The 12319-nt window shown below is 68.5% G+C and carries 12 protein-coding genes; 9 read left to right on the top strand and 3 right to left on the bottom strand.

From position 1 onward, the window contains the following. Window positions 1-32 precede the first annotated feature (32 nt). From dusB to VN378_RS00200, 7 genes are all read left to right on the top strand, one after another. Window positions 33-1085 carry a tRNA dihydrouridine synthase DusB gene (dusB, locus tag VN378_RS00230; RefSeq protein ID WP_325739824.1) on the top strand — a complete coding sequence of 351 codons (1053 nt, stop codon included), beginning with the start codon at window positions 33-35 and terminating at the stop codon, window positions 1083-1085. Further along, complete coding sequence (locus tag VN378_RS00225) at window positions 1082-3379, top strand: PAS domain-containing sensor histidine kinase (protein WP_325739822.1); 2298 nt, start codon at window positions 1082-1084, stop codon at window positions 3377-3379. Before dusB ends, VN378_RS00225 begins: the two co-directional genes overlap by 4 nt. 9 nt (window positions 3380-3388) lie before the next feature. Next, window positions 3389-4804 carry a sigma-54 dependent transcriptional regulator gene (locus VN378_RS00220; RefSeq protein ID WP_325739820.1) on the top strand — a complete coding sequence of 472 codons (1416 nt, stop codon included), beginning with the start codon at window positions 3389-3391 and terminating at the stop codon, window positions 4802-4804. Beyond that, a complete protein-coding gene (locus VN378_RS00215; protein ID WP_325739818.1) occupies window positions 4801-5664 on the top strand; it encodes a D-amino-acid transaminase in 864 nt (287 codons plus the stop codon). The genes VN378_RS00220 and VN378_RS00215 overlap by 4 nt, the downstream gene beginning before the upstream one ends. 110 nt (window positions 5665-5774) lie before the next feature. Then, entirely contained in the window at window positions 5775-6020 is a 246-nt protein-coding gene (hfq, locus tag VN378_RS00210; protein WP_055830158.1) for an RNA chaperone Hfq, read from the top strand. Between the two features lie 172 nt (window positions 6021-6192). Beyond that, the gene (gene hflX, locus VN378_RS00205; protein WP_325739815.1) at window positions 6193-7506 is read left to right on the top strand and encodes a GTPase HflX; all 1314 of its coding nucleotides are present in this window, start codon (window positions 6193-6195) and stop codon (window positions 7504-7506) included. Window positions 7507-7518: 12 nt separating this feature from the next. Then, window positions 7519-8067: a hypothetical protein gene (locus VN378_RS00200; protein ID WP_325739813.1), complete on the top strand. Its 549-nt coding sequence runs from the start codon at window positions 7519-7521 to the stop codon at window positions 8065-8067. A gap of 4 nt (window positions 8068-8071) precedes the next feature. On the opposite strand, the gene mazG is transcribed toward VN378_RS00200, so the two are convergent. Beyond that, window positions 8072-8869 (bottom strand): nucleoside triphosphate pyrophosphohydrolase, encoded by a 798-nt coding sequence (gene mazG / locus VN378_RS00195; RefSeq protein WP_325739811.1) that lies wholly within the window; start codon window positions 8867-8869, stop codon window positions 8072-8074. Next, window positions 8866-10251: an MFS transporter gene (locus tag VN378_RS00190; RefSeq protein WP_325739809.1), complete on the bottom strand. Its 1386-nt coding sequence runs from the start codon at window positions 10249-10251 to the stop codon at window positions 8866-8868. The genes mazG and VN378_RS00190 overlap by 4 nt, the downstream gene beginning before the upstream one ends. A gap of 219 nt (window positions 10252-10470) precedes the next feature. Here VN378_RS00190 and VN378_RS00185 point away from each other — a divergent pair, with 219 nt between their 5' ends. Next, window positions 10471-11346: a D-alanyl-D-alanine carboxypeptidase family protein gene (locus tag VN378_RS00185; RefSeq protein WP_325739807.1), complete on the top strand. Its 876-nt coding sequence runs from the start codon at window positions 10471-10473 to the stop codon at window positions 11344-11346. Next, window positions 11343-11807: a hypothetical protein gene (locus VN378_RS00180; protein WP_325739805.1), complete on the top strand. Its 465-nt coding sequence runs from the start codon at window positions 11343-11345 to the stop codon at window positions 11805-11807. Before VN378_RS00185 ends, VN378_RS00180 begins: the two co-directional genes overlap by 4 nt. On the opposite strand, the gene VN378_RS00175 is transcribed toward VN378_RS00180, so the two are convergent. Continuing rightward, window positions 11797-12174 carry a VOC family protein gene (locus VN378_RS00175; RefSeq protein WP_325739803.1) on the bottom strand — a complete coding sequence of 126 codons (378 nt, stop codon included), beginning with the start codon at window positions 12172-12174 and terminating at the stop codon, window positions 11797-11799. The two genes, VN378_RS00180 and VN378_RS00175, sit on opposite strands and share 11 nt — an antisense overlap. Between the last annotated feature and the right edge of the window lie 145 nt (window positions 12175-12319).

Genomic DNA, 12319 nt, shown 5'->3' with positions numbered 1-12319 from the left:
ACGAGGGGCCGCGACGGCGCGGAAAGGGTCCGATGGCTGCAGGGATACAGATCGGCGACGTGTGGGTGCCCGGACGGGTGCTGACCGCGCCCATGACCGGGATCACCGACCTTCCGTTCCGGCGGCTGGCCTCGCGGCTGGGCGCGGCCTATGTCGCGACCGAGATGGTGGCTTCGGCCGAACTGGCGCGGGGCCGTCCGGACGTGGTGCGGCGCGCGGCCGTGGGCGAGGGCCTGCCCCTGACCGTGATCCAGCTGGTGGGCCGCGACCCGGCGACCATGGCCGAGGGCGCGCGCATGGCCGAGGCGGCCGGCGCCGACATCATCGATCTGAATTTCGGTTGCCCGGCCAAGGAGGTCACGGGCTCGGCCTGCGGCTCGGCCCTGATGCGCACCCCCGACCTCGCCTGCCGGCTGATGCAGGCGGCGGTCGAGGCGACCAGCCGGCCGGTCACGGTCAAGATGCGCCTGGGCTGGGACGACGCGCATCGCAACGCCCCTCTGTTGGCGAAGCGGGCCGAGGAGATCGGCGTCCGGGCCGTCACCGTCCACGGAAGAACCCGGGCGCAGTTCTATACGGGCCAGGCGGACTGGATGGCGGTGGGCGAGGTCAAGGCCGCTGTAAGCATCCCCGTCATCGTCAACGGCGACATCGTGACCGCCGACGATGCGCGCGAGGCGCTGCGGCAGTCGGGCGCTGACGCCCTGATGCTGGGCCGCGGCGTGTACGGACGCCCCTGGCTGGCGGCGCACATGGAGCGGGCGCTGGCCGACGGGACGGTGCTGCTGGAGCCGGAGCGGGAAGAGCGGCTGGACATCGTGATCGAACACCTGAGGGCTTCGGTCGCCTTCTACGGCCTGCCGCTGGGGCTGAAGATGTTCCGCAAACATCTGGGCTGGTACGTCGAACAGGCGCCCTGGCCCGAGAGTGCGGCCGAGCGGCGGGCCGCGAAATCCCGCCTCTGCAGGCTGGAGACTCCCGAATCCGTCGAGCGCGACCTGGCCGCGCTCTGGCGACCGGTGACGCATTCCGGCAACTCGGTTGTTGATATTCAGCCACAGTTGGCGGAAGCTGGCGCTACATGACGGAAACGCCGCTCTCCGACGCAGAACCCGGACCCGCCGCTGAGCGACGCGGCGCGGTTCGCTGGTTCGCCGGCTGGTCGGAGGAGCGGCGGCGCAACGTCTTCCTTGTCGCCTACACCCTCGCCTTCCTGATCACGATCGCCGCCATCTGGCTGGTCGCAGTGGCCCCGGGCAGCAGCGGCGAGGGCGCGCGGGCGAGCGCCAGCCAGGCCGTGCTGGTCATCCTGGGCGCCAATCTGTTTCTGATCGGCGGACTGGCCGTGGTGGTGGGGCGGCGGGCGCTGTCCCTGTTCCGGCGCCGCACCGACGCGGGGGCGCGCCTGCACTTGCGGTTCGTGACCCTGTTCTCTCTGGTTGCCCTGGTGCCGGCGGTTCTGATCGCCCTGGTGTTCGGCGTGCTGGTCAACCGCGGCGTGGACCAGTGGTTCAGCGATAATGTCCAGTCGGCGGTCAAGAACGGGGCCCTGATCGGCAAGGCTTACCTAAAGGATGTGTCTGCCGAAATGGACGGCGATCTGCGGGTCATATCGGACCAGCTGGTCGGGGCCCGACCGCTGTTCGAGAACCGCATCCAGTTTTCCGACGCCCTGACCCAGATCGCCGAGCTGTTCGGCTATCCGGCCATCTATGTTCTCGGTCCCGAGGGCGAAGTCCTGGCCAGCGGCGAGGCGCCCGACGCGCCGCCCTATGTCGCGCCGCCGCGCGACGTGCTGGAAGCTGCGGCCGAGGGCGGGCAGCCGCCGCAGCAGGTGACGGAGAACCCGGACGCCGTGCGGTCCCTGATCGCTCTGCCGGAGTACGGCGACGCCTATCTGTATCTGGTCAGACCCCTCAAGGACGGGCTGATCGCCCAGATGCGCAACGGCGAGGAATCGATCATCGCCTATCGCGAGGCGCAGCAGAGCCGGCAACGCATCCAGGCCGCCTTCGCCCTGAGCTACGTCGAGACGGCCCTGCTGGTGCTGGTGGGCGCCATCTGGCTGGGCATGGGGGCGGCCAGCGCCATCTCGGCGCCGATCGGGCGGCTGGTCGAGGCGGCCGACCGGGTCGCGGCCGGCGACCTGACGGCGCGGGTCGACGGCGAGGACGGTCCGGGCGAGATCAAGACCCTGTCGGCGGCCTTCAACCGCATGACCGGCGATCTGGAAGCGCAGCAGGCGGCGCTGAGGGCCGCCAGCGAGGAGGCGACGGGCCGCAGCCGGTTCATCGAGACCGTGCTGTCCGGCGTGTCCGCGGGCGTGATCGGCCTGGACCGACAGCGCCGCGTCTCGGCCATCAACGACAGCGCCGTGGAGCTTCTGGCCATCCGCGACGCCGACATCATTGGCCGCCCGCTGGGCGAGGTCTCGCCCGAGCTCAGCGAACTGGCGGGTCGGGCCGAGGCCCATATCGAGGAAGAGATCGACGTCACGCTGGAAGGCGAGACCCGCCGGCTGCGCGTGCGTATCGAGGGCGGGGTCGGCGGCGAGATGGTGCTGACCTTCGACGACATCACCCGGCTTGTGACCGCCCAGCGGAACGCCGCCTGGCGCGACGTGGCGCGGCGGATCGCGCATGAGATCAAGAACCCCCTGACGCCGATCCAGCTGTCGGCCGAGCGGCTGCGGCGGCGCTATCGCAGCCAGGTGGTGGACGATGTCGAGGTGTTCGATCGCTGCACCGAGACCATCATCCGCCAGGTCGGCGACATCGGACGGATGGTGGACGAGTTCTCGGCCTTCGCCCGCATGCCGGCGCCGCGCTTCACCGCCGCCGATCCGGCCGAACTGCTGCGCGAGGCGGTCTTCGCCCAGCGCGTGGCGGCGGCCGACATCGGCGTCGAGCTGCTGGAGCCCCTGCCCAAGGCGGTGCTGCACGCCGATCGCCCCATGATCGGCCAAGCCCTGACCAACATCCTCAAGAACGCCGGAGAGGCCGTGGCGGCGCGCCGCGCGATCGCGCCGCGCGAGACCGACGACAAGGGTCCCGGCATTTCAGCGCGGCTGACGGTCGAGGACGACACCGCGACCTTCGTCATCGAGGACGACGGCATGGGCCTGCCCGCCAAGGACCGCGACCGGCTGACCGAACCCTATGTGACGACCCGCGAGAAGGGCACCGGCCTGGGCCTGGCGATCGTCAAGCGCATCTGCGAGGAGCACGGCGGCGAGCTGAAGCTGGCCGATGCGGAAACCCTTTCGGGCGCCCGCGTGTGCCTGATCTTCCCCCTCAAATCCCAACCCAAATCGACCGGCGCGGCCGGGGCGAAGGACGCGAAGGCGTCCCGATCCCCCGCCATTCCGGCCGCCGAATAGCGAGGCGATATGCGATCCACGGGAGCCGATATTCTGGTCGTCGACGACGAGGCCGACATCCGCGAACTGGTCTCGGGCCTGCTCGAGGACGAGGGCCACGCCGTGCGCGTGGCCTCGAACTCGGACGAGGCCCTGGCCGCGATCCGGGCGCGCAAGCCGTCGCTGGCGCTGCTGGACATCTGGATGCAGGGCGGCGGTCTGGACGGGCTCGAGCTGCTGGACGTCATCAAGGAGCTGGATCCCGACCTGCCGGTGGTCATGATCTCGGGCCACGGCAATATCGAGACGGCGGTCACGGCGCTGCAACGCGGCGCCTATGACTTCATCGAAAAGCCGTTCAAGTCCGACCGGCTGGTGGTCGTGGTGCAGCGCGCGCTGGAGGCCACTTCGCTGAAGCGGGAGAACCGCAGGCTGCGCGCCCAGGTGGCGGCGCCCACGGGCTTCATTGGCCGGTCGGCCGCGGCCCAGGCCCTGCGCAGCACCATCGCCAAGGTGGCGCCGGCCAACAGCCGGGTTCTGATTTCGGGCCCGCCGGGCTCGGGCAAGGAACTGGTCGCGCGCCAGATCCACGAAGCCAGCGCGCGGGCCAGGGGCGAGTTCGTGGCCATCGCCGCCGCGGGCATGACTCCCGAGCGGCTGGACCTTGAACTGTTCGGCGAAGAGGGCGTCGACGGCCGTCCGCGCAAGATCGGCGTGTTCGAACGGGCCCATAACGGCACCCTGTATCTCGACGACGTCGGCGACATGCCGCGCGAGAGCCAGAGCCGGGTGCTGCGCGTCCTGGTCGAGCAGCGTTTTCGCCGCGTCGGCGGCGAACAGGACGTGCAGGTCGACATCCGCGTGGTCACCTCGACCTCGCGCGACCTGAAGCAGGAGATCGCCGAGGGCCGGTTCCGCGAGGACCTGTTCCACCGGCTGAACGTGGTGCCCATCCGGGTGCCGGCCCTGTCCGAGCGGCGCGAGGACATCCAGGAGCTGATCGACTATTTCATCGACACCCTGTCGTCGTCGCAGGGGCTGCCCCGGCGGCGGCTGGGCGACGACGCCATCGCCGTGCTGCAGGTCCATCCCTGGCCGGGCAATGTCCGCCAGCTGCGCAACAACGTCGAGCGGCTGCTGATCCTGGCCACGGGCGACATCAACGAACCGATCAGCGCCGACATGCTGCCGCAGGAGGCGACCAACGCCAATTCCACCGGCACCCTCGGCGGTGAACGCATCATCGCCCTGCCGCTGCGGGAGGCGCGCGAAGTGTTCGAGCGCGAATATCTGGCGGCGCAGATCATGCGGTTCGGCGGAAACATCTCGCGCACGGCGGCCTTCATCGGCATGGAACGGTCGGCCCTGCACAGAAAACTCAAGTCGCTGGGCGTATCGCCGTCGCGGGGCGGCGAGGAAGACATCGAAGAGGTCATCGAGGAATGAGCCGCGTCGCCTACGTCAACGGCCAGTACCAGCCGCACGGCCAGGCCGTGATCCATGTCGAGGATCGCGGCTTCCAGTTCGCCGACGGCGTCTACGAGGTCTGGTCGGTGTTCGACGGCCGTATGGCCGATTTCGACGGCCATATGACCCGCCTGCACCGCAGCCTGAATGAACTACGCATTCCGATCCCGATGACGCGTGAAGCTCTGGCCCGGGTGCTGAACGAGACGGTGCGCCGCAACCGGGTGCGCGAGGGGCTGGTCTATCTGCAGGTGACACGCGGCACGGCGCGCCGCGACCATCCGTTCCCGCCCGAGGGCACGGCGCCCAGCGTGGTCGTCACCGCCCGCTCGTTGCCGCTGTCGAAAGGCAATGCGGCGGCGAAGAAGGGGGTGGCCGTGGTCACCCATCCCGACATCCGCTGGGGCCGCTGCGACATCAAGACCGTCGGCCTGCTTCCCAACGTCCTGGCCAAGCAGGCGGCGAAGGAGAAGGGCGCGGCCGAGGCATGGATGGTCGATGAGATGGGTCTGGTCACCGAGGGCTCGTCCACCAACGCCTGGATCGTCGACGAGAACGGCAAGCTGAGAACGCGGGACGCCCAGTCCAACATCCTGCGCGGCATCACCCGCGCGGCGGTGCTCAAGCTGATCGCGGAAGAGGGGCTGGAATTCGAGGAACGGGCCTTCAGCGTCGACGAGGCCAAGCGTGCGAAGGAGGCCTTCTATACCTCCGCCAGCGGCTTCGTCATGCCGGCCGTGTCGATCGACGGGACGAAGATCGGCAATGGCAAGCCGGGCCCGATCGCGACCCGGCTGCGGACCCTGTATCTGGATCAGGCGATCCGCGACGCGATCTAGGCGTTGCGGCCCCGCAGGGGCGGCGTCTAAGGTGAGGGGCCGGACATCCGATCCAGCCCCGCGCCGCTCCCCCTCGGCCGGAGAACAAGCAAGAACAGGCTGAACCTGCCATGTCGCAAGACAAGTCCAAGAACCTTCAGGACACCTTCCTCAACAGCGTCCGCAAGACCAAGACGCCGCTGACCATATTCCTGGTCAACGGGGTCAAGCTGCAGGGCATCGTGACCTGGTTCGACAACTTCTGTGTGCTGCTGCGCCGCGATGGCCAGTCGCAGCTGGTCTACAAACACGCCATCTCGACCATCATGCCGTCCGCGCCCGTGCAGCTGTACGAGCCGGAAGCCGACGAGGACTGAGCGCGCCTTTTCTGGCCGTCACCCTCGGGCTTGACCCGAGGGTCGGGCGTGGTGCGTCTGTCCGTCAGGGATGGCCCGAGGGCCGGCGACTTCCTATCTGTCGATCAGCACCACAACATCCGATCCTCGGGTCAAGCCCGAGGATGACGCCTTTGAAAGCAGCACAACAAACTTGACGTCCAGACACATCGACCACGCCGTCCCGCTGATCCGGGCCGTCGTCATCCACCCTGAACGATCGGGCGCCGGCGCGAACGAAAGCTCGCGCCAGTCCGTGGAGCGTCTGGAAGAGGCCGTCGGCCTCGCCCGGGCGCTGGACCTCGACGTGCGCGCCGAGGAGATCGTGCGCATCCGCAAGCCGACGCCCGCCACCCTGTTCGGGACCGGCAAGGTCGAGGAGCTGGCCGCCCTGGTGCGCGCGGCCGAGGCCGAGGCCGTGGTCGTCGACGACGACCTGTCCCCGGTGCAGCAGCGCAATCTGGAGAAGGCCTGGGACTGCAAGGTCATCGACCGCACCGGCCTGATCCTGGAAATCTTCGGCCGTCGCGCGCGGACCAAGGAAGGCCGGCTGCAGGTCGAGCTCGCGCGGCTGGACTATGAGAAGTCGCGGCTGGTCCGGACCTGGACCCACCTGGAGCGTCAGCGCGGCGGTTCGGGAACGATGGGCGGCCCCGGCGAGACCCAGATCGAACTGGACCGGCGCATGATCGCCGACCGGATCGTCAAGCTGAAGGGCGAGCTTGAGGAGGTGCGCCGCACGCGCGGCCTGCACCGCAAACAGCGCCAGAAGGTCCCGTTCCCGTCGGTGGCCCTGGTCGGCTATACCAACGCCGGCAAGTCGACGCTTTTCAACCGGCTGACCGGCTCGGACGTCGTGGCGAAGGACCTGCTGTTCGCCACCCTCGACACCACCCAGCGCACCATCCGCCTGCCGCAGGGCCGGCCGGCGATCGTGGCCGACACCGTCGGCTTCATCTCCGACCTGCCGCACGAACTGGTCGAGAGCTTCCGGGCGACGCTGGAGGAGGTGGGCGAGGCCGACCTGATCCTGCACGTCCGCGACATCGCCTCACCCGACAGCGGGGCCCAGGCGAAGGACGTGGAGGCGGTGCTGAAACAGATCGAGACGCCGGAGGGCAAGACGCGCCGCATCCTTGAGGTCTGGAACAAGACCGACCTGCTGGCCGACGACGTCCGCGAGGCCGTGCTGGGTCAGGCCGAGCGACTGTCCCGCGACGGCAAGGCGGTCGCGGTCTCGGCCTGGACCGGGGAGGGGATCGAGACCCTGCGCGAGACCATCGCCGGTCTGATCGACGACGATCCGGAGACGGAACTGGTGCTGGATCCGTCACAGGGCGAGGCGCTGGCCTGGCTGTACGAGAACGGCCGCGTCACCGGCCGCGAGACGGACGACGAGGGCCGGACGCATGTGGTGGTGCGGCTGCACCCTGCGGCGCTGGGGCGGTTCGAGCGGCAGTTCGGGTAGGAGGTTCAGGCAATGGAAAATGTCCCGGTCAACACTTGGTTTCCGGCGCTTACGCTAGCTCTGGGCTTCATTTTTGCCATGGCCGCAGATGCCTTAAAGGATCGTCGGCAGGGAAAGCGCGAACGAGAGGCAAGGGAGTTCAACCGCCGCGAAGCAATCGGCCTTCGTCGCATAGATTTTCAACGAGAAGCGCTAGTCGACCTTCTGGACCAAATATCAAAGCTGGCTCGCTTTTGCGGGTCCTCTCACTACCAACAGGTGATGGGTGCCCGCGCGACCGGCACGTGGGGCGCGATTAAACTGACAGAGGACGTGAACGAAGGCTTTCGAGCAACACAGGCAGCCATAAGCACAACCTATATTAGGGTTCACGATGATGTTGTCCGTGAGCGCACGGAGGTATTCAAGGGTGCGTGTGTGACCGCCGTGATGGCTCCCAGCGAAGCTGAGTCCTTCCAAGCGTTCGTAGCCATGCAGAAGGCGCTCGATGAGCTGAGCGATCGAATCGGTCAGGTGCTTCGGTCGTTGGATTCCGACGAAGACGAGATCGTCGGTAAGTAGGCATTCACCCTCGCTCCGCCGCCTTCGCCGCGTCCCACAGTCCGTCCATCTCCGCCAGATCGCTCTGCTCCGGCGAGCGTCCGTCCTTCGCCAGTTCCGCCTCGATAAACCCGAATCGCCGCACGAATTTCGCATTAGCCCCGCGCAGCGCGTCCTCGGGCTCGACCCCCAGCTTCCGCGCCAGGTTGGCGACCACGAACAGCAGGTCGCCGACCTCGTCGCGGGCCTTGTCCATATCCCCGGCGGCGATCTCCACCCGCAGTTCGGCGACCTCCTCGTCCAGCTTGTCGAAGACCTCGTCGGTCGAGGGCCAGTCGAAGCCGACGCGGGCGGCGCGTCTGGTCAGTTTGGCGGCGCGGGCGAGGGCGGGCAGGCCGACGGGAACGTCGTCCAGCACGCCGTGCTGGGCTTTCGCCACGCGTTCGGCGGCCTTGATGTCCTCCCAGCGCGCCTTCTGGGCCGCGCCATCCGGCTTCGCGGCCTCACTTGGGCCGTTGGGACCGAAGACGTGCGGGTGGCGGCGTTCCAGCTTGTCGGCGATGGCCTCAGCCACGTCGTCGAAGGCGAACAACCCCTGTTCCTCGGCCATGCGGGCGTGGAAGACGACCTGGAACAGCAGGTCTCCGAGCTCGGACTTGAGCTCGTCCATGTCGCCGCGCTCGATGGCGTCGGCGACCTCATAGGCTTCCTCCAACGTGTAGGGGGCGATGGTGGCGAAGGTCTGCTCCACGTCCCACGGACAGCCGCCGACGGGGTCGCGCAGCCGGGCCATGATGGCGGTCAGTCGGTCGATGGGCGTCATGCGGGCTCCGCGGCCGGATCGGTCGCCGCGCCGTCGCGGGCCTCCAGCGCCTTGCGGATCTCGTCATGGCGCGCGGGGGTCAGGGGATAGCCCTTCAGCACCAGGGCCGCGGCGGCCAGCAGCAGGCCGGGCACGAGGATGAACAGGATCTGCAGCGTCAGCAGCGACATCTCGCTGTTGCCCCCGACGCCCGGAATGGCGCGGAAGCCGACGGCCTGCAGGACCAGATAGGGGATCAGGGCCACGACATGACCGATCTTGGTCGTGGCCGACAGGATGGAGAACATCAGGCCGGTGCGGTCCACGCCCGTCTCCAGCCGCACCTCGTCGCCCGCGTCGGCCATCATCGCCCGCAGCAGGAACAGGCCGGCGGCATAGGGCAGACCGGCGATGAACATGGCGACCGCCGTCAGGGCGAAATTGCCGCCCGGGACCAGGGTCGCGCCGATGTAGAAGACCGCGAAGATCAGGCTGGCGGTGGCCAGGGCCCTGTCCTTGCCGATCCTGGTCGCCAGCCAGGCCCAGAACGGCGCCCCGACCAGTCCGGCGACGAAATAGAACAGCATGAACAGCGACGCCTGGGTGTGGTCGTAGCCCTTGATCTGGCCGAAGAAGAAGAACAGCAGCGAGCCGGTGATGCCCGGCGCCACGCCCAGCAGCAGGTCGGCGAACAGCAGTTTGCGCACCGTCTTCTTGGCGAACAGCCCGAGGTAGGCCCTCGGCCCGCCGTGCGGGGCGGCGCCGGCGTTGACCGGCTCGGGCACGACGAACATGGCCAGGCCGATGGTGACGGGCAGGGCGATCATGATGGCCCAGCCCATGATGCGCACGCCGGCGGCGTAGTCGCCGAGGCCGGTCTTCACCACCACCGTCGGCAGGATCAGGATCAGGATCACGCCGATGATGTTGAACACCTGCCACCAGCCGTAGACGCGGCTGCGCTGGTCGTATTGCGGCGCCAGCACCGAGGCCCAGCCGAGCTGGCCGAGGGTCCCGATCGAGAAACCGAGATAGAGCACCAGCAGCCAGCCGAAGAGGTAGGCCGCGCCGGCGCCCGGCTGGACCACCACGAACATCATCAACGCCGACAGCATCAGGATCGGGGTCGAGATCGCCATCCACGGGCGGTAGCGGCCCCATTTCGTCTTGGTGCGGTCCATGCCCCAGCCGATGAAGGGGTCGAAGACGATGTCGATCAGCCTGACCGCCATGAAGACGGCGGCGACCACGCCCAGCTCCAGCCCCACATAGGTGGCGTAGAACTCCGGCAGGGTCACGGGCAGCGCCACCCCGAAGGCCGCCAACGGAAGGCAGGGGCCCGAGAAGGCCGCCAGAACGGCGTTGGAGCGGCGGGCGGGAGCAGCTGGGGCGACGTCTGTCATGACGAGTCCATGGGCGTCGGCCCCTGAGTCGGCCGCGGCTTCACCATGCCGGTTTTTGAGGCGCGACGCATGACCCGGAAGGGAGTCGCATGATGTCGTGCCTGTCGAGGTATCGCGACGCCGATTGTAACGGTTGTCTTCGGCGAATTGTATCGGTCCCCGATCGCCGTTCCGACGTGACCTCTTGCCGTGGCCCGCGAGCTGGGGCTTCCTTGGCCTATGGGCACGTTCCGCGTAATCCTGAGCCTGCTCGTCCTGGGCGCCGCTGCAGCGCTCGCACCGGCCCGGGCCATGGCGCAGCAGGCCGAGGTCTGCGACGCGGAGTCCGTCGAATGGGCGGGGCCGGCCCTCGCCAACAGCCAGTCCTGGCAGCGGATGGAATGGGCGCCGTTCGGACCGACCGAATACGGGTGGGAGACCTATCTGCCGCTGGTCCAGCACGAGCTGGGAACCGGCTGCGCGCCGGGCTCTCCGGTGTTCGCGCGGCGCCTGGCGGAGTTCCAGTTCGGGCACGGCCTGCCGGCGACCGGCTGGTTCGACGCCGCGACCTTCCAGACCTTCCGCGGTCTGTGGCAGGAGCGGCGGCCCTTCGTCATGTCGCGGGTGCGCGAGGAGCCGTGCCCCGATCCGCCGCCGCTTTACCAGCTGGGCTATCTGGTCGAATCGGAAGAACACGCCGACCGCCTGACCCGGCTGTTGCGGCGCGACGTGCTGGACGCCTATCGCCGTCTGGTCGCCGCCGCCCGGGCCGAGGTGCCGGAGGTCGCGACCAACCCGGAGCTGCTGCAAATCTTTTCCGGCTTCCGCGACCCCGAGGCTGACGCCGCCCGCTGCGCCGCGTCGGGCAATTGCGATGGTTTGAGGCGGGCGGTGTGTTCCCCGCATCGGACGGGGACGGCGGTGGACCTCTATGTCGGACAACTGGCCGGGCTGGGAGTCGACAACACCTCGGCGGCCAGCCGGCTGCACATGACGCGGACTCCGACCTACCGCTGGCTGGTCCGGAACGCGAGGCGGTTCGGCTTCACCCCCTATGTCTATGAACCCTGGCACTGGGAGTGGATCAGTCCGACCGGCGGCTACGCCGGGCAATGATCCGCCTTCTGACAGCCGGCGAGCGGGGGCTGGCGCGCGAAGCGTTCGGCGCCGCCCTGGACCTCGATCCCATCCGCTTTCTGCAGTCGCCCGGTCCGTTCGACCGGGCCTTCGTCGCAGGACGGTGGTTCAGGTGGGACTGGATCGTCTGGCCGCGCAGGACCCTCCCGGCGGACATCGCCGCGACGCCGTTGGGGCTGCAGGCGACCTTCATCCACGAACTGACCCATGTCTGGCAGGCCCAGCAGGGGGTGAACCTGCTGACCGGCAAGCTGAGGGCCGGGGACAAGCCGTCGGCGTATGAATACCCGACCGGCATGGACTGCGCCTGGGGCGATCTGAACATCGAGCAGCAGGCGATGGTGGTCGAGCACCGATTCCGCCGGATGCGCGGCCAGAAGACGCCGGCCGACCTGGCCTTCTACGATCGCGTCTGTCCGATCAACCGGCCTAAATCATAAGGCCGGCGACGATCTCCAGCTTGTTGCCGTCGGGATCCAGCAGCACGGCGCCGTAGTAGTCCGGCGCAATGTCCGGATGTTCGCCCGCCGGCCGCAGAACCGTCGCGCCATTGGAAAGGGCGGCGGCGCAGGCGGCGTCGACGGCGGCCCGGCTGTGGGCGGTGAAGGCGACATGACTCCCCAGGCCGGAGATTCGGTCGCCGCTGACGGGATAGAGGTAGAATTGGCTGGTCTCGCCACCCGGACCGAACGCCAGCTCCGCCTCGGTCGCCGTGGTCTCGCCATGGCCCAGCGGCCCCAGGAAGGCGGCGTAGAACCGACGGGCCGCGTCCAGATCGCGAACGCCCAGGGACAAATGATCGAACATGCTTCCAACTCCCGGCCAAGCTTTCCGCATCTGGGGAGACGGTCGGGCGTGTGCAAGATTCCGCCGCGGCCCTTGCGGCTCATCGTATGAGAACCACGTTGAGCACAGAGACTGTTACGGAACAGTGCGCGTGTTCATGGAGAGC

The sequence above is a fragment of the Brevundimonas sp. genome (assembly GCF_035561115.1).
GTDB lineage: Bacteria > Pseudomonadota > Alphaproteobacteria > Caulobacterales > Caulobacteraceae > Brevundimonas.
Note: the sequence above shows the minus strand (reverse complement) of the source record. Positions and strands in the feature narration are given on the sequence as shown.